15 protein-coding genes are annotated in these 18442 nt (G+C 60.2%); 7 read left to right on the top strand and 8 right to left on the bottom strand.

What is annotated here, in order from left to right; genetic code table 11:
* Positions 1-186: 186 nt before the first annotated feature.
* Positions 187-1074: a GNAT family N-acetyltransferase gene (locus H143_RS0103100; protein ID WP_019936765.1), complete on the bottom strand. Its 888-nt coding sequence runs from the start codon at positions 1072-1074 to the stop codon at positions 187-189.
* 399 nt (positions 1075-1473) lie between these two features.
* Here H143_RS0103100 and H143_RS0103105 point away from each other — a divergent pair, with 399 nt between their 5' ends.
* On the top strand, positions 1474-2604 hold the full coding sequence (locus H143_RS0103105; protein WP_019936766.1) for a DSD1 family PLP-dependent enzyme: 1131 nt from the start codon (positions 1474-1476) through the stop codon (positions 2602-2604).
* 108 nt (positions 2605-2712) lie between these two features.
* Here the strand turns inward: H143_RS0103105 and H143_RS0103110 are convergent, their stop codons facing one another.
* Entirely contained in the window at positions 2713-4173 is a 1461-nt protein-coding gene (locus H143_RS0103110; protein ID WP_026349671.1) for an aldehyde dehydrogenase family protein, read from the bottom strand.
* Between the two features lie 122 nt (positions 4174-4295).
* Between H143_RS0103110 and H143_RS0103115 the strand changes: the two genes are divergently transcribed.
* Positions 4296-5216, top strand: coding sequence for a LysR substrate-binding domain-containing protein (locus H143_RS0103115; RefSeq protein WP_019936768.1), 921 nt, complete (start codon positions 4296-4298; stop codon positions 5214-5216).
* Positions 5217-5564: 348 nt separating this feature from the next.
* On the opposite strand, the gene H143_RS0103120 is transcribed toward H143_RS0103115, so the two are convergent.
* The 4 genes from H143_RS0103120 to H143_RS22635 all read right to left on the bottom strand — a co-directional run bounded on the left by H143_RS0103120 (position 5565) and on the right by H143_RS22635 (position 8842).
* The gene (locus H143_RS0103120; protein WP_019936769.1) at positions 5565-5768 is read right to left on the bottom strand and encodes a cold-shock protein; all 204 of its coding nucleotides are present in this window, start codon (positions 5766-5768) and stop codon (positions 5565-5567) included.
* Between the two features lie 199 nt (positions 5769-5967).
* Positions 5968-6549, bottom strand: a complete 582-nt coding sequence (locus H143_RS0103125; RefSeq protein ID WP_019936770.1) for a bacterioferritin — start codon at positions 6547-6549, stop codon at positions 5968-5970.
* A gap of 117 nt (positions 6550-6666) precedes the next feature.
* On the bottom strand, positions 6667-8244 hold the full coding sequence (locus tag H143_RS19860; RefSeq protein ID WP_196801273.1) for an FAD-dependent oxidoreductase: 1578 nt from the start codon (positions 8242-8244) through the stop codon (positions 6667-6669).
* A gap of 118 nt (positions 8245-8362) precedes the next feature.
* A complete protein-coding gene (locus H143_RS22635) occupies positions 8363-8842 on the bottom strand; it encodes a BON domain-containing protein (protein WP_019936772.1) in 480 nt (159 codons plus the stop codon).
* Between the two features lie 183 nt (positions 8843-9025).
* Here H143_RS22635 and H143_RS0103140 point away from each other — a divergent pair, with 183 nt between their 5' ends.
* A complete protein-coding gene (locus tag H143_RS0103140; protein ID WP_019936773.1) occupies positions 9026-9319 on the top strand; it encodes a hypothetical protein in 294 nt (97 codons plus the stop codon).
* Positions 9316-9810 (top strand): PRC-barrel domain-containing protein, encoded by a 495-nt coding sequence (locus H143_RS19865; RefSeq protein WP_019936774.1) that lies wholly within the window; start codon positions 9316-9318, stop codon positions 9808-9810. Before H143_RS0103140 ends, H143_RS19865 begins: the two co-directional genes overlap by 4 nt.
* Before the next feature lie 89 nt (positions 9811-9899).
* Here the strand turns inward: H143_RS19865 and H143_RS0103150 are convergent, their stop codons facing one another.
* Entirely contained in the window at positions 9900-12800 is a 2901-nt protein-coding gene (locus H143_RS0103150) for a CheR family methyltransferase (protein ID WP_019936775.1), read from the bottom strand.
* A 167-nt stretch (positions 12801-12967) separates the two neighbouring features.
* A complete protein-coding gene (locus H143_RS0103155) occupies positions 12968-15355 on the bottom strand; it encodes a phosphoketolase (RefSeq protein WP_196801274.1) in 2388 nt (795 codons plus the stop codon).
* A gap of 250 nt (positions 15356-15605) precedes the next feature.
* Here H143_RS0103155 and H143_RS22340 point away from each other — a divergent pair, with 250 nt between their 5' ends.
* Genes H143_RS22340 through zwf form a run of 3 tightly spaced genes read left to right on the top strand, consistent with a single transcriptional unit; the run spans position 15606 to position 18435 of the window.
* Entirely contained in the window at positions 15606-16013 is a 408-nt protein-coding gene (locus H143_RS22340) for a hypothetical protein (protein WP_155803307.1), read from the top strand.
* The gene (gnd, locus tag H143_RS0103160) at positions 15998-17035 is read left to right on the top strand and encodes a phosphogluconate dehydrogenase (NAD(+)-dependent, decarboxylating) (protein ID WP_019936777.1); all 1038 of its coding nucleotides are present in this window, start codon (positions 15998-16000) and stop codon (positions 17033-17035) included. Before H143_RS22340 ends, gnd begins: the two co-directional genes overlap by 16 nt.
* A complete protein-coding gene (gene zwf, locus H143_RS0103165; protein WP_019936778.1) occupies positions 17032-18435 on the top strand; it encodes a glucose-6-phosphate dehydrogenase in 1404 nt (467 codons plus the stop codon). Before gnd ends, zwf begins: the two co-directional genes overlap by 4 nt.
* Positions 18436-18442: the final 7 nt, after the last annotated feature.

Here is an 18442-nt window from a genome sequence, read left to right on the forward strand (position 1 = left end):
TCGATCAGGGCCTGGACGTCCTGGAGCACGTGGAACTTCGCCATGCGATGGCTGCTTTTGCACCCGATCCAGGCGCCCCGAGTCGGTTCGCCCTCCCGGAGGACGAGACAGGCGTGTCATCGGCACAGTGCAGTACAAGAGGCCCAGTCACTTTAGCTCCTATTGATTGCGCGGCAATACCGCAAACTACAACATAGCCTGACTGACAAGACCGTACAGCCGGAACACCGGATCGGGAGCGCCACGGTGCGCTTGGGCAGAAGCGTTGCGAACCATCTTCGGACAGACGTCCACCCGCATCAAACCCTGCTTGCTCAACCAGTCTGTCAGACGGGTTCCCGATGGGGTTCCCGATGGGGTTCCCGAAGGGACGTCGATACGGATGAAATCGCCCTCGCGCGCGGCCAGCCAATAAGCAATCAGAGCCTTTGCACGATCGTCGTCGCGCGCGTGCTGCGCGACCACAGGGCCGATCACATGCCCCAAACCGAAGCGGCGCTGCACGGAAAATCCAATGATCTCGCCTTCGCGCTCGATCACCACGCTTTCCCCCTCCCGCAGCAATGCGGACAAAAGCGCAGGACGCTCCAGGCCGCAGGCGCGCGCAGACAACTCAATGAGATAGGGAAAATCGGCGGGAGAACCGGCACGCAGCCGCTCGCCATCGAGCAACGCAATCGGGACGCTTTTACCGACATTTCCTTGATATTGTTCCAACAATCCACACTCGCTGAAACCGAGCTTTTCATATAGCGGCTTGCCGGCCGCAGTCGCATGCAGGAACGTTATCCGCGGGTCCAGTTCTTGCAGAACTCTCTCCATCAGCCCGCGGCCGATACCCCGGCCTTGGAGCCGGGACGACACAATGATGTGACCGAGAGAGGCTCGGTCTTCCCCGTACTTCCAGCACATCGCAGTACCGACGACGACATCGCCCGCCTGGGCCACGAACCCCAAGGCGGTGTCCGCGGAAAATCGCCAGTCCTCCAACCTGTGTTTCCAGCCAAACTCTTGGGAAAGCGCATGGGCCGCAGGTATGTCGGCCAAGGTGAACGTTCGATATCGAAGATTCATTGTTGATGCGGGAACATTCACACGCCACTCCTTTGCGCGTTTACAGGGTATTTCACTCATCATGCGCCGCATTCTGAATATTGCCGTTTCATAACCGAACGCTATCCATGCAAGAAACAGGCGCTGCGTAGCGTAGAGCTTGTCTTGCCAGTGGGCGCACGCCAAAACGGGACGATCTTCCCGCGGCTAACTATAGGAAGAAATGCCCGTTCTGTGCTTAATGCCCCATAAACGCATCGTTAAATTCCAGTTAATTATGCCGCCGTCATTTATTTTGTCTTAACAGTCGATTTAACAGTCGTTTAGCACAACGCCTGGGTAAGTACCTATAGTGGCTACTGCGCCTACGCAAGGACAGAACCAGACACCGATCGCGCGACGAATCGCCAGGAGCCATAGATGAATTTGGAGTCATTGAACACGCCCGCGGCATTGATCGACGTCGCGCGCATGATCCGCAACATCGAACGGATGCAACAACGCATGAACGCGCTCGGCGTCAGATTCCGGCCGCACGTCAAGACCACCAAATGCGCCCAGGTGGTCAAGACGCAAATCGACGCTGGCGCGAACGGCATCACGGTATCCACGCTCAAGGAAGCCGAACAATTTTTCGCATGCGGCATCCACGACATCGTCTATGCCGTCGGCATGGCCCCGACAAAACTCCCGCAGGCCCTGGCGCTGCGCCGCAGAGGCTGCGCCCTGAAGATCGTCGCCGATAGCGTGGCCTGCGCCGAAGCCATCGTTGCTTACGGCCGAGAGCACAAGGAACCCTTCGAAGTTTGGATCGAGATCGACGTGGACGGCCACCGTTCAGGCATAGCCCCGGACGAGGACACGCTCCTGGCCGTCGCAACGACACTTTCGGACGGCGGCATGCGCCTGGGCGGTGTGTTGGCGCATGCGGGTTCCAGCTACGACTACGACAAGCATGAAGAATTGGTCCGCATAGCCGAACAGGAGCGTTGCGGCTGCGTGCGCGCCGCCGAGCGCCTGCGCGCCGCCGGGCACAATTGCGACGTCGTGAGCATCGGATCGACACCCACGGCGCTGGCCGCCGAGCATCTGGAAGGCGTGACCGAAGTTCGGGCAGGCGTCTACGTCATGTTCGATCTGGTCATGCATAACGTCGGCGTCAACGACACGTCCGAGATCGCATTGAGCGTGTTGACTACCGTTATCGGCCACCAGAAGGAGAAAGGCTGGGCCATCGTCGATGCAGGCTGGATGGCGATGAGCCGCGACCGTGGCACCCAGCGCCAGAAGCGCGATTATGGCTATGGGCTCGTCTGCCTGGAAGACGGACAGGTGCAGGACGGGTATCTGATGAGCAGCGCAAACCAGGAACACGGCGTCATCAGCCGATCCGGTAGGCCTGACCGGGAGATCGAGCGGCGATTTCCAATCGGGACACGCCTGCGCATCCTGCCCAACCATGCGTGCGCCACAGGCGCGCAGCATCCGGTCTATCAAGCCCTCTGCCCCGACGGCAGTGTCGAGGCTTGGCCACGGTTCTATGGCTGGTAGCGAGTTCAAACCGCCGAACGCAGCACGTCGTGAGCGGACCAGATCAAGCCTGAGGGCCTCAATCGCTGATCACGCAGCGGCCTATCGCAGCGTCAGGCACGGCAGCCGCTAATCGTAGAACCCCAGGATCGATTTCACCTCCATGTACTCTTCCATTCCCTCGATCCCATACTCCCTGCCATTGCCGGACTGCTTGTATCCGCCGAATGGCGCTTGCGGATCCCAGGCTGGATAGTCCAGATGCACCTGGCCCGACCGTATGCGCGCGGCGACTGCGCGTAAGCGTGTCTTGTCCGCGCCTTGAACATGTGCGCCGAGTCCGTAAACCGTATCGTTCGCTATCGTGATCGCTTCTTCGACCGAGTCGTAGGGAAGGATGGCGAGGACCGGCCCGAATATCTCTTCCTGGGCGATCTTCATATCGGTGCGAACGTCGGAGAAGAGGGTCGGCCGCGCATAGAAGCCCCGGCTCAGTCCCGCGGGCCTTCCAGCCCCGCCCTCGATCAGCTTGGCCTGTTCTTCGATGCCGGCCCCGATCATCTCCTGGACCCTATGAAACTGCGCCCGATTGGCCAGGGGGCCGTGCGTCGTCGCCTCGGCGAACGGATCGCCCACGATCATCGCTTTCGTTGCCGCCACGGCCAACGCTTCGACCCGCTGCAGAGCGCTGCGCGGCACGATCAGGCGCGTAGGCGCGCTGCACGACTGGCCCATATTCCGAAACGCGGCGGCGACCCCCAGGGAAACCGCGCGCGGCAGATCGGCATCGGGCAGCACCAGGTTTGGCGACTTTCCGCCCAGCTCCTGCGCCACGCGCTTGACTGTCGGGGCAGCCGCTTGCGCGACCAGCACACCCGCGCGCGTCGAGCCAGTGATCGAAACCATATCGACCTGCGGATGCGCCGCAAGCGCCGCGCCTACCTGCGGGCCTGTGCCGCTTACCAAGTTGAATACGCCCGCCGGAACCCCCGCCTGCGCGATGACCTGCGCAAACAGCAAGGCGCTCAGCGGCGAGAGCTCGCTCGGCTTCAGGACCATCGTGCAGCCTGCCGCGAGGGCCGGGCCAACCTTGGCCGTGATCTGATAAATGGGCCAGTTCCACGGCGTGATCAGCGCACATACGCCGATCGGCTCGCGCACGACCGCAGTCTTGCCGCGCTGAATCCGAAATGGGTAGCTTGCCAGATTGTCGCGCGCGACTCGGATATGTTCGGCCGCAAGCGGCACGTGTGCGGCGCGCGCATAGCTGATGGGCGCGCCCATTTCCGCCGCCAGCGCCAAGGCGAACAGTTCGGCGCGCTCGCACATCAGGGCATGAATGCGGCCGAGCAAGACGGCCCGCTCTTGCGGCGAAGTCGCCGACCAGCTTGCGAAAGCCCTGCGCGCCGCGCGTACCGCCCGGTCGACGTCGCGCTCGTTTCCAAGCGGGATTTCACAGAGCGTGTCTTCGGTGGAAGGCGAGACGACAGCGAATCGGCCATCGCCCTCGGGTACGACCCATTCGCCGTCGATATAGAACTTTTCCAGCGTTCCCGCTTGCATCAGATGACGAACAACAGGCGAATTCATTGCAGTATGTCCTTGAGTCAGTGTCATGCGCCCGCGGACGGCCAAACCCGCGCTTCTCACTATAGGAAGAAATATTTTTGTCGTGTTTAATATTTATTGAATAAATCATTAAAGAGGACTTAATGCTTCAGCTAGAAGACATGCAGTTGCTCCGCGCGCTCGGCGCATCGCAATCGCTTGCGGCGGCTGCAAGGTTATTGGATCTGACTCCGCCCGCGGCCACCGTACGCCTTCAGCGCATCGAAGACCGGTTGCAGATGCGCCTTGCCACGCGCGCGGCCCGAGGCATTTCCCTCACGGACGAAGGTCAGCGCCTCGTGCAGGAGGCCATCGAAATCCTGGAGCGGATCGAGTCCATCCCGTCACGCGTTTCCGGAGAGTCGAGCGGCGTAAGCGGCCATCTGCGCGTCGTAGCGCCGTTCGGGTTCGGCCGCGAATATGTCGCGCCGCTGGTTCGGGACCTGCACCGCTCGCACCCCAATCTCGCGATTTCGCTCATTCTGGTCGAGAGTCCGCTCACGGCAGCGTCGGGCGCAGACGCTGTCATTTCCATCGGCCATATAAGAGGTTCCTCATGGGTAGGGCATTTCCTGGCCCCGAACGACCGTTTCCTTTGCGCAAGCCCTGCGCTTGCGCGCAGGCTCTCCGGACTCACGCATCCGACTGAGCTCACCCGGTGCCAATACCTCACCTTGCGAGAGAACGATCAAGATCTAACCCGACTGCGTTTCACTGAATATGACGCCGCAGGCAAACGAACAAACAAAGCCGTAACAGTCCGGCTGCACAGCGCATTATCCTCGAACGATGGCACCGTGGTCAGAGACTGGGCTGTCGACGGCCTCGGAATCGTGGAGCGATCCGAATGGGATTGCGCGCGGCTGATCGCAAAGGGAAAACTGACGCGCCTGTTGCCGGCCTGGCGCCTGGAACCTGCTCCCGTAATGGCCTTGACGCCCACGCGCCAAGGCCTGACCATGCGCCAAAGTGTGTTTCTGGACGCCGCCAAACGGGCCTTCAATCCCGTGCCCTGGCGAAACTGACTCTGTTTTTCCGATTCCCGTGAGGTGCCTGAAGCCGCGTGCGATCGACGCGGACGCAGGAACGGTTCAGCCCTGAGTGTGAGCATCCCGTTCTTTCTGGATCGAATAATGCAGTTCCATCAGATCCATCCAAGGCCTGTTAACAATAAACGACCCTATATCTAATAGGGTTATTCCGGAGAGTCCGGACATACCATTTGAAACTCCAGATGGGCGAGAAAATCGAGCCCGTATTAGCGTCTGCGCCCCCTATGGCCAGGTGGGCCGAATCAAAGCGCCTACCGCCACCATATAAACAAAAAGCCCTCTTACGAGGGCTTTGGGCGTGCAATTTATCTGCAGCGAAACTTACAGCGGCGTAATCTTCGTCGCCTGCGGACCCTTGGGGCCTTGGCCAGCGACGTAGCTCACGCGCTGATTTTCCTCGAGCGACTTGAAACCACCGCCCTGGATCTCGGAGAAGTGAGCAAACAGATCCTTGCCACCACCCTCGGGCATGATGAAGCCGAAGCCCTTCTCGGCGTTGAACCACTTGACGATACCGGTTTCCATAAAATTCCTTGATGAGAGACGGACACGCGTCCGCAATAGAGATCCTCAACGAGGCACATGGACAATGATGGCGAACGGTTTTACTCGAACACAACGGCACTGGAAGCGCAACGCTTGAAAATCTATGTCGACTATGAGGCTTTAGCCCAGATCAGTCAAGTAATATTTTCTGCTTTGCCGGCATTCGAGCGTTTGCGTCTTAATTCACCAACGAAGGAATGCCCTCATGGGCGACCAGAAGATCGTGCATATCGTTGGCGTGTTCTTCCTCGACCACCAGAATGCCCTCCAGCATGATCCGCGTAGCGGGGTCGTCGTCGGAGAAATAACGGACAAGCTCCCGGTAATGATCGATCGCAATGCGTTCGGCAATCAGGTTCTCGCGAATCATCTCGACAAGATTGCCGCCTTCCACATATTGGGAAGCAGAACGGGAAAGTAGGCCCTCCGGGTTGAAATCAGGCCTGCCCCCAAGCTGGTTGATGCGCTGCGCGACGGCCAGCATATGCGCCTGCTCTTCCTTCGCATGTTGTGCGAATTCCTCCCTGACCCCTTCGCTCGAGATGCCCGATGCCGAGACCGCATGCATCGTGTAGCGCAGTACGCAGACGATTTCGGTCGCAAGCACCGACTGCAAAATTGCGATCGTCTGCTCGGCGTCGCCGCGGTAAGTCGATGTCACATTGCCGGTTTCGAGATGCTTGCGGGCGTGGTTGCGCAGTGTGATCACATCGGTCAGGAACGGCTTGACGGCGGCGCCCGTCGGTTTGGTTTTACTCATGAGCCACTCCTTGGCGGTGGATCGGACAGTCTGCAAGTGCAGAAGCCCTGTGCAGAGTTCGAAGCATGCTCTTGCGGGCCATCCATGTCGGTACGATCCCGTACGGAGCCATCGCTCTCATGCTGCAAATTTCCCCTCTCTTCCCGTATCGTGCCCATTGGCGATCCGTAGCGCCTGATCCACAGACAGTCCTGAGCGCAGGAATCCGATCAGTCGCGAAGTCTGTTGCTCGCGCCCGCAGGCGAGCGCCGCGACGACTTTTCCGTCTTTGACGAAAAGCGCCAGAAATTCGTGAAGATCGAGGTCGCCATCGGTCACGATCTCGTCCCACTCACTGGCGTGCCCGAGATATTCGAAAGTCTTGCCATAGTGGTGGGTCCAGAAGAAGGGCACACTGTCGTAACGCTCATTTGCACCGCACATGTTCCGCGCCGCGATCAGCCCATGCTGCTGCGCAACACGCCAGTGTTCTATCCGCACCGACGGACGGCCTTCATCCAGCGGAAAAACGGCGATGTCGCCGGCCACATACAAGCCCGGCGTAGCCCACATGCCCGCATCGACGGTAATGCCGCCGTCCTTCTGCAGAGCGACCCCATCGACAAACCCTGTTGCGGGCTTCACACCCGTACCGAGCAGCACGACGTCCGCGGCGAGCCGTTCTCCGCTTGCGAGAACGACCTCGCGCACCGCGCTTTCTCCGGCGAGAGCAGCCACCTTTGTGTCAAGCCTGAACACGACGCCGTTATCCTCGTGCAGATACCGGAACATCGAGCCGATCCGGTCGCCGAATTGCACCGAGAACGGTATTTTGTCTGTCGAGACGACGGTGATATCGATGTTCCGCTTTCTAAGCGCGCAAGCCGATTCGAGTCCGATAAAGCTGCTGCCAAGAATGACCACGCGGCATCGATCATGGACCGCATCGACGATATCGCACGCATCGGCCAGACTGCGGAGCCTGTACACGTTACCGAGATCGCAGCCGGGCATATCGGGTACGACCGGCGTGCTTCCCGGTGCGAGCAGGGCAGCGTCATAGGCCAACTCGCGTCCGTCTTCAAAGTGAATATGACGAATCCCCGCGTCCAGCCGAGATACCGTCGACACGATCCGCTCGATCCGCTCATTTGCAATGAAACCCGCGGGCAACAACGCTGGCACATCCTGCGGCTTCATCTCCCCCGATAGCACGAACTTGCTAAGCGACGTGCGATCGTAGGGCGCTTGCGGCTCCTTTCCAATCAGCACGATCCGGCCAGAAAAACCGCGGCGGCGCAGCCCAGCGCAGGCTGCGCCGCCGGCCGCTCCCGCCCCGATGATCGCGAACACGCGCGGATCGTCCGTGCGTGCGGATGCAGAGGCAGCGGGCGACGATAACTTTTCGGGCACTACCATGACGTTGTCGCCCTCGACCGTAACGGGATAACGGTCCAATGCCACCAGCGGGGGCGGCTCGAGGACATCGCCGGTGGCCAACGCGAATATTCCCTTGTGCCACGGACAGACGATATGGCCATGGCAGACGGCACCTTCCTCCAGCGGCGCACCGGCATGCGGACAATCTGCCGCGTAGGCATGCACGGCATCGCCATCTCGGATTAGCAACACATTTTCCTTTTCGACCACCACGCGTATCGGATGACCGTCCCTAAGTTGGGAGAAGCGTGCGACGTTATGACTGGAAGTTGGCATCGTCATTCCTATCTAGGTGTGGCCGCGCCATATCAAGGCAAGCCGGTCAAGCGGCGCACTTTCTGAACCATGGCGTGCAAGTCGCCGGAACCGGCGTGCAAAAGGCGCAGGCCATGGGTCAGGGCGTGCCGACTCTGAGGGCGGAGGTATCCACGCTCTTAACGCCCTGGACGCTTTGAGCGATTTGCTTGACGTGGTCGATTGCGCCGGAATTGGCAAGTTTGCCGCTGAGCGCCACCACGCCATGCGTAGTCTCGACACCGACATCAAAGCCCTTGCTGACACTGTCGGCAAGGAGTTCCGATTTCACCTTGGTGGTGATCCAGCTGTCCGAGGCCACATGCTCAGTCTGATCAACAGCGCCTTGGTCATTTTCGCTCTGTGCCTGCGGTGTCGACTGCTGGGCGACGGCCATGCGCGCAGACAGGGCGCAGCTCAATGCCAGCGCCATGCCGCAGGCAAACACAGCGAGCCTGAAAGGCCTGAGAATAGGCAGGACATCCACGACGGCCTTGCGCCGCATGGCACCGGCGCCGCCCGGCACGAAGCCCGAATCGTCATTAATGGTAATACCAGATGTAGGGAAAGCGTTTCTCATGATGATCTCCGAGAAATCACAGTAGCCTGAACAAGTCGCCGGAATGGCGCTTGTGCGGCTTTGAGCGAATTTGCCGGATCGGCCCGTTCGCTTCGCCTCAGGACTGAGTAATGCAGCATGCCGGGGGGAGTGCGCAAAGGTCTGTTCGGTAGCCGGCATTAGGCGGCTCGGGAAACACTGACGATGCAGACACGGGAACCGCCAAGTGATCTGGATTTCACGGCTTCGCTGTTGCTGTGCGATACCGGACCGACAAACGCTGCTCTGGGGCTCAAGCTGCGTCTGAGCTATCGACATCGCGCTGATACTGGCCAGGCGATCCGAGGCAACTGGCTCCAGGAAACCAGCCAGTTTTATTCAAGGAGCCGGTGCATGAACAAAGACCAGCAAAAGCAAGCTTCGGCTATAGTCAAGAAGCTCAGATCTGGCACGGTTCTCATGGATTTCGCCAACCCAATCAAGGAGGTTCTATCATGAATTCAGGCACGCAACCGCCTCTAACCGAAGGCGCATCGACTTTAGGCGAGAACATCGGAGCCGTTGACACACACGGCCACCGATTACTCGCGGCCAGCAAACTCGACGGTGAGACGGTTTACAGCTCCGATAACAAGGACGTCGGCAAGGTAAAAGAGGTCATGCTCGACATGCATTCGGGCCGGATCGCATACATCGTGCTGTCAAGTGGCGGATTTCTCGGCATGGGTGACACGCTGTACGCCATTCCATGGCACATATTGACGCCGGATTCCGAGGAAAAAAGCCTCAAGTTGTCGATCCCGTCGGAAAAAATCAAGGATGCCCCGGGATTCCACAAAGATAGCTGGCCCTCGATGGCGGATCACGGCTGGGCAAGTTCCGTTCATGAATATTACCGCGTCGAATCCGACGGCAGACGGGGCCTTACAACCGGCGGAGAGAATCTGCCCGGTGCGGTCAGCAGTACGGATACAGAGCGCAACCCCTGAAATCAGGGGCTTTCTCTTGTCTATCCAAACCTGACTTGGCGGGTTAGCGCGGGCTGCCCTGGCCGACCACGAGCAACCCGCGCTGCACCCTAGAGGGGGCGAGCATTGCTCGATCCCCGGTCGGTGAGTTCGCGCTCCGTCGTCGCGACAGCCGTTACGTTGCCCTGGCTATTCGCAAGAATAGACAGGGTGATCCAGATGTCGATCACGCGACCACTCTTGGAGACCCGCTGGGTTTCGTAGGAGTGCAACGCCTCGTGGCATGCGGCTTGGCGGATGAAATCGAGATGATCCTGCCTGGCGCCCGGCGGCAACATGTCGGACACCGTCATACCCAAGGCTTCGGCCTCGGTATAGCCATACAGCTTGGTCGCGGCTGTGTTCCATGCGATCAGGCTTCCATTCAGATCGAACACTGTCATAGCATCATTCGAATCCTGAACCGCCGCAGCAAAACGTCGGGACCTTTCGTCCGAGATCTTGACATGGGTAATATCGGTCCAAGTCACCACCACGCCCGCCGGCGGCGTTCCGGGAACGGTAATGTACGGCGTGATGCATCGGAAGTACCACTGCCCTGTCACCGTTTCAATATCTTTGCCGGCCTTGCCGGCCTGGGCTGACAGCACCCGCCGGACATCCTCCTGCAGCGCATTTCCCAGAGGATTTCCAAGAACATTCGTGATCGCCCGCCCGATGTCGGCAGGAACCAGACCGAAAATTCGGCCCGCACTCGGGGTAAACCGCTTGATCACGCCCTGCTGATCGAGGAGCAGTGTGGCAATTTCCATGCTGGCCAGAAGATTCGTCACGTCCTCGCTGAGCACCTCAAGCTGGCGAACCTTCTGCTCAAGCTGGGAATTGACCGCATTCAGTTGCTCGTTAACGGCCTGCAGTTCCTCTTTCGACGTTTCAAGTTCTTCATTTGCCGAACGCAACTCCTCGTTCATCGAAAGGATTTCTTCGTTCGATACGCGTAATTCGCTGTTGCTCTCTTCCAGCTCTTCGATCGTGCTGCCCAGTTCGAGCTGGGTCGTGTGAAGCTCGCTCTCCAGGTGCCAGAGATCGGAGTCCACCCCGGTTGGCAGCGGCGACACGGATCGGTCAGTCATCGGTGTCCGGGAAAAGATGACGAGCCATCCTTTGCCTGTGTGGGTTCTGTCGAACGGTCGCATCACCGTTATTTTTACCGCCGATGCCCCCCCGTCGGAGACGATTTCACTGACTGGCAAGACCGTGTGGTCCTGGGTCGCTCGGCGCAAGACGATCCGCAGTTTGAGGCGAAGCCCGTCACGCGCCATATCGAGAATATTGCCTGTCGGCTCGCCAGCGGGCTGCCTCAGGTACTCGTCAGCCGAGCCACTCACATAGAGAATCTGGTGAGCGGCGTTGATCAACACTGATGCCGCGTTGTGCTCCTCGAGCAGGGAAGCGTTGACCAGTTCCGCATAGCCTTTGCTGCGTACGCCTACGCGACTCGCAGGTGGAAATGCTTCGCGGCGTTCCGTGCCTGTCGAGAACCGGTAGCCGGATAAGGCGGTCGCGAGAACTGAACTGCGCTGGTAAATGCGCCAGGTTCTTGAGACTTCCTGGAACTGGCTGGAATCAGGATCGGTACTTTCCGACCTTCCCAGAAACAGATACCGCTGCGGGTTGAGCGCAAAGTGAAAGACCTCGAATACCCGCTGTTGTGCTTGCGGCTCGAGGTAGATCAGCAGATTGCGGCAACTGATGAGGTCGACGCGGGAAAAAGGCGGGTCGACAATCAGGTTCTGTGGCGTGAACAAGATCGTTTCGCGCAGCCCCTGCTCAATCTGGTAGCCATCGTTGCTTGCACGGAAAAAACGCGCGAGCCGCGTTGGGCCGACAGACAAGGCGACACCCGGAGGATAGATGCCCTGCCTTGCACGCGCGAGCGCCACCCGGTTCACATCGGATGCCAGGATCATGAAGGTCCGGTTTAACTTGCGTTGCTCGATTGCTTCGGTCAGCAATATAGCCATCGAATAGGCTTCCTCTCCTGTTGCGCATCCGGGAACCCAGACGCGCAGGGGCTGATCGCCTTCGGACTCATCCAGAAGGCTGCTCAGGACTTGCTCCGACAGGGCCTTCCACGCCTGCGGGTCGCGAAAGAACTCTGTCACGCCAATCATCATGTCCTGACTCAAAGCCTGGGCTTCCTCACCCGAGGACCTCAGGATGTCGCAATAGGCGTCAAGGCTGTCGACTTTATTGACCGCCATGCGCCGGGCAATTCGACGTTCGAGGGAACCGCGCTTGTAGCCCCGGAAGTCGGAACCGGCGACCGCCAGCGCCCGGAGAACCGGTTCCAGATCGACCGGCCCCTTCGCATCGCCGGGGGCAGGCACAATGCCGCTGCCGGAACGCGCGATGTAGTCGAACAACACCTCGGGCATCTGCTCGATCGGCAGCACATAATCGACCAGCCCCGTGGCGATCGCATGCGTGGGCATCGAATCCTGCTCGGCGGTATCAGGTGTTTGAACCATCATCATGCCGCCTTCGGCCTTGATCGCCCTCAGACCCGCCGAACCGTCCGCGTTCGCGCCAGTCAGCACGATCCCGATCGCGCGATCGTGCTGATCCGCGGCAAGCGAGGCGAAGAACTCATCGATCGGCATCGGAATCGCGGGGCGTTCGACAGCAGGCCGCAAACGGAATACGCCTTGCTCGATCATGACGGACGCTTTGGGCGGAATAACATAGACATTCCCCGAGCGCGGGATTGCACCGTCCTCGATGGCCGAGACGGCAAAGGACGTGTCCTTGGACAGCAGCTCCGGGAGATGACTTTCGGCACCGGGGGCCAGATGAACCACCACGACAAAGGCGACATCCTGCGGGATCGCGCAAGCCGCGCGAAAAAACAGGCTCAATGCGTGAAGAGCGCCGGCTGAGGCGCCGATAGCGATAATTCGAGGCGAAGTGGCGCCCTGCGGCGTCGGCGGAAAATTATTGGAATCATTCATGACACATCGCCTGAAACTGCTGAAAAACCAGTGTATCGCTTACATGCATTGGATATGCGATTACGGTAGCCTTCTTGGCCATGTTTATATTCCTCGACTGCCATCATCGCATTGCTGTATGTGAAATCGAGGCAAAGGCACTTCTCTACCCCACGTAGCGCACCAGGTCACGCCGAGCCGGCGCGCTCCCAGGGCTTCCACATCCAGTTCAGCACTTCCGGCATATCCCTGCCGTGCTGGTTGATGTACTGCTTGTGCGCGATCAGCTTGTCCTGCATTGCCTGCTTCAGATAGGCGCCCCGACTACCCAGTGCTGGAAGCCTGTCGACTACGTCCTGCACAAGATGAAAGCGGTCCATGTCGTTTTGCACACGCATGTCGAATGGCGTCGTAATCGTGCCCTCTTCCTTGTATCCGCGCACGTGAATATTCTGGTTCGCGCGGCGGTAGGTCAGGCGGTGCACCAGCGTCGGATATCCATGGAAGGCGAAGACAACATGCTTGTCGCGGGTAAACAGAGAATCGAAGTCGGGCTCGCTCAACCCATGAGGATGCTCGCTGGCGGATTGAATCTTCATAAGATCCACCACATTGATCACACGTACCCGCAGGCCGGGCAGGCTCTCGCGCAGGATGGATACGGCCGCCAGCACCTCAAGCGTGGGAGTGTCACCGCAACAGGCCATGACGATATCAGGCTCCGCGTCCTGGTCATTACTGGCCCACGTCCAGATGCCGATGCCTTGCGTGCAATGGGTGACGGCTTGGTCCATCGTCAACCATTGCGGCAGCGCATGCTTGCCAGCAATGACCACGTTGACGTAGTTGAGACTGCGCAGACAATGATCGGTGACCGATAGGAGGCAGTTGGCGTCTGGCGGCAGGTACACGCGCACGATATCCGCCTTTTTGTTGATCACATGGTCGATGAAACCTGGATCTTGATGCGTGAAGCCATTGTGATCCTGCTGCCAGACGTGCGAGGCCAGTAGATAGTTCAAGGAGGCGATGGGGCGGCGCCAGCGCAATTCACGCGTCACCTTGAGCCACTTGGCGTGCTGACTGAACATTGAGTCAACGATGCGGATAAACGCCTCATAGCTGTTGAACAGGCCATGCCGGCCGGTCAAAAGGTACCCCTCAAGCCATCCTTCGCATTGGTGCTCGCTGAGCATGGAGTCCAGCACCAGACCATCAGGCGCCAGGAACTCGTCGTTGGCCAAGGTCTGGGCATCCCATTGGCGGCTTGTGGTCTCGAAAACGGCGCCTAACAGATTCGATACGGTCTCGTCGGGGCCGAAGATCCGAAAATTGCGCGGGGCCTTGTTTCGGCTCACGACATCTCTGAGGAAGGTGCCAAGCACCAGCGTGTCTTGCCCTAGCACCCCGCCCGGCGCCGGCACATTGACGGCATAGCCGCGAAAGTCAGGCATCAACAAGGCGCGCAAAAGCAAACCGCCGTTGGCATGAGGATTGGCGCCCATGCGGCGGTCGCCTTTGGGCGCCAGCTCGGCAAGCTCGGGGAACAAGCGGCCGTGCTCGTCGAACAGCTCCTCGGGCCGGTAACTCTTCATCCAGCGTTCCAGCAATTGCACGTGGTCGGGAAATTGCGGATTGACCGGAAACGGAACCTGGTGAGAACGAAAGGTGTTTTCGATCTGAACGCCGTTCACCTCTTTCGGCCCGGTCCAGCCCTTGGGCGAGCGCAACACGATGACCGGCCATCGCGGTCGCGTCTTCACATCGCGATTGCGCGCGTCGTCCTGGATCTTTCGGATGAGTTCGACTGCGCGGTCGGTGGCATCGGCCATGCGTTGATGCATCGCCGCGGGATCATCGCCTTCGACGAAAATGGGAATCCAACCGCAGCCGGAAAGGAATTGCGCGAGTTCTTCGTGGCCGATTCGCGCCAGGATGGCCGGGTTGCTGATTTTGAATCCATTAAGGTGCAGGATGGGGAGCACCGCGCCATCCGTGATTGGGTTCAGCAGCTTGTTCGAATGCCATGACGCGGCCAATGGACCCGTCTCCGCCTCGCCATCGCCAATCACGCACGCCACGATCAGATCCGGGTTGTCGAATACCGCCCCGAAGGCATGGCTGAGCGAGTAGCCCAGTTCGCCGCCTTCGTTGATCGACCCCGGCGTGGTCGGTGCCACGTGGCTGGAAATACCCCCGGGAAATGAAAACTGCTTGAACAGCGTCTTCAGGCCCCCCAGGTCCTGCGTGACATCGGGATAGACCTCGCTCCAAGTCCCTTCCAGATAGACATTAGCCACCAGTGCGGCGCCGCCATGGCCAGGGCCGCTAACGTAGAACAGGTTCAAGTCATATTTATTGATGACGCGATTCAAATGCGCGTAGATGAAATTCTGGCCCGGCACCGTCCCCCAGTGCCCGACCACAAGCGGTTTGACGTGGGCGATTGTCAGCGGTTCACGCAGCAAGGGGTTGTCATAGAGGTAGATTTGGCCTACCGACAGGTAGTTGGCGGCCCGCCAGTAGGCGTCGATCTTTCTCAGCCATTCAGGCGTAAGCGCATTTGATTTATTCATCAAAGAATCCATGTTTGCGTCGATCCTTTCAGACAATGCATTCTCGGCTTAGGCATGTCGGTCCGGTGGCGCACGGACCCGGCGCGCGTAGCGTAAGCGACGGGCGACGGCGCAGCCAATCGCGGCGTCACACCAGGACGCCACAGAACCATAATGGATATGATGCAGCGCGCTCTGTGCGGTATCGCACAGAGCGCGCCGGTACGGCTGTGCGACTCTGGAGCCAAGACTTATCCTTGGAGTCCAAGACGTGAATACGCTTAGCATCACGCCGCCAGATAGCGATCACGCCCCGGTTTCTGAAGTTCCCGCGGCACCGCATGGCGCCGTCAGGACGGCGATGGCCCATGCCGTATTGAACGACGCCCGAGCACGGGAAATATTCACAATCCTCGCCCCCATCCGCCACGCGGAATCTCCTGAGGGTGCCGCCCGTTATCGGGTCGAGCCGTATGTCATTGCGTCGGACGTCCTTGCCTTTTCCCCCAACGCCTGGCGTGAAGGCCGGACCAGGTATCCGGGTTCGGCCGGATTGGAATGGAGCCTGGACAACGTTCCGCAGCCGGGTTCAGGCATCACCCTGATCAAAGACCGCCTCAAACACTGCTTGCCGGTCCTGCTTCGCTCTCTAGGAGAATCTCAATGCAAATCGGCATGATCGGTCTGGGCCGCATGGGCGCCAGCATGGTGATGCGCCTGCTCAAAGGCGGCCATGAAAGCATCATTCACGACCATGCCCCAGAGGCAATGGAACGCCTGGTGGCATTGGGCGCCTTGGGCACCTCGTCACTGCCCGCGTTCGTGGCCCGCCTCCAGAGGCCGCGTGTGGTCTGGCTGATGGTGCCGGCGGCGGCTGTCGATGCGCTCCTCGCCAACCTCGCCCCCCTGCTGCAGAAAGGCGACATCGTCATCGATGGCGGTAATTCCTATTACCACGATGACCTGCGCCGCGCCACGGCGCTGTCAACGGCAGGCATCGAGTTCGTAGACGTCGGCACCAGCGGCGGAATAGCTGGCCTGGAACGCGGCTATTGCCTGATGATCGGCGGCACGGCGGCGGCGGTAGCCCATCTTGCGCCGCTGTTTGTCACGCTGGCCCCAGGCGCGGGCGCGGCTGTTGCCACACCCGGCCGCCAGGCGGGCGGCAGCGCCGACCAAGGCTGGCTGCATTGCGGCCCGCACGGCGCCGGTCATTTCGTCAAGATGGTGCACAACGGCATCGAATACGGCGTGATGGCTGCCTATGCGGAAGGACTGAACATCCTGCGCCACGCCAACGCGGGTGCGCAAGCCAGCGCCATAAACGCAGAAACCACGCCGCTAAGGCATCCGGAACACTACCGCTACGAGATGAATCTGGCCGACATCGCCGAGCTCTGGCGGCGCGGCAGCGTGATTGGCTCCTGGCTGTTGGACCTGACCGCCGCGGCGTTGACAACCGACCCGGCGCTGGGCAGCTACACGGGCCGTCTGTCGGATTCCGGCGAAGGGCGCTGGACCGTGCAGGCCGCGATCGACGAAGCGGTGCCGGCGCCCGTGCTAAGCGCCGCGCTCTATGCGCGCTTTGACTCGCGCAACCACGCCGACTTCGCCAATCGCGTGCAGTCAGCCATGCGCCATGCCTTCGGCGGACACCTCGAACAGCCGGCTAAGCCGACGCCGGCGCAAGCAAAAACATGAGCTTTCATACCCAAAATCCAGACCGGAAATCCGCTGACACGCTAGTAGTATTCGGCGCAACTGGCGACCTTGCGCACAAGAAGATCTTTCCCGCGCTATATGCGATGTGCCTGCGCGGATCGTTGACAGTGCCCGTGCTTGGCGTGGCGGGTTCACCGTGGACGATCGAAAAATTTCGGACACAGGCGACGCAAAGCGTGGAGCGGGAATGCGCCCAGGTCGACGCCGCCGCGCTGACCCGCTTGCTGGCCGCGCTGCGCTATATCAGCGGCGACTACCGCGATGCGGGCACCTTTGAGGCACTGCGCAACGCGTTGCGTCCGGCGCGACATCCGACCTTCTACCTGGCCATTCCCCCCGCCTTGTTTTCTACCGTTTTGCGTGGCCTGGGTGCGGCCGGACTGGCCGAAGCAAGCCGGGTCATCATTGAAAAGCCGTTTGGCCGCGACCTGGCCTCGGCGCGCGAACTCAACAAGATCGCCCGCGAGTTCTTTCCCGAAGAGGCGATCTTTCGCATTGATCATTTCCTGGGCAAGGAAGCGATCATGAACCTCCTGTACTTTCGCTTTGCCAATACCTTTCTTGAGCCCCTGTGGAATCGCGATCACATCGCGGCCGTGCAGATCACGCTGGCCGAGTCATTCGGCATCGAGGGACGCGGCGGGTTCTACGAAAGCGCCGGCTGCCTGCGCGACGTGATGCAGAGCCACTTGTTCCAGGTGGTGGCTTTACTGGCAATGGAGCCGCCGGCCAGCCGCGATTTCGAGGCAGTACACCGCCACAAGGCGGACGTATTTTCCAGTATGCGCCCGCTGGGCGCCGGCGATATTCTGCGTGGGCAGTACCAAGGCTACCGCGACGAGCCAAACGTTGCGCGCGACTCCGACGTGGAGACGTACTGCAATCTGCGGGTGCACATAGACTCCTGGCGCTGGGGCGGCGTGCCGTGGTATCTGCGTTCGGGAAAATGCCTTCCCGTCACCGCTTGCGAAGTGGTGGTTCGGTTCAAAACGCCGCCCCAAGATCTGTTCGGCGACGCGACCTCGCGCGAAGGCGCGAACTATGTACGTTTTCATCTGTCGCCGCATTCCACGATTGCGCTGGCCGCGCGCGTGAAAAGCCCCGGCAAGGCGTTCGTGGGCGAGCAGTGCGAATTTTCGATGCTGGAGGCGGCGGCCGAAGAGCAATCTCCCTACGAGCGCCTGCTCGCCGACGCAATGGACGGCGACGGCGCCTTGTTCGCGCGCGAAGACGCCATCGAGGCCGCCTGGGCCGTGGTGGACCCGGTGCTGCGCGCCCCTCCCCGTGCCATCGTCTACCCGCAGGGGTCCTGGGGCCCGTCCGCCTCGAACACCTTCATCTGGGCCGACGACGAATGGCACAACCCCCAACCGGCATAAGCCACGG

This window comes from Bordetella sp. FB-8 (assembly GCF_000382185.1).
In the GTDB taxonomy this organism is placed as follows: Bacteria; Pseudomonadota; Gammaproteobacteria; order Burkholderiales; family Burkholderiaceae_B; genus Bordetella.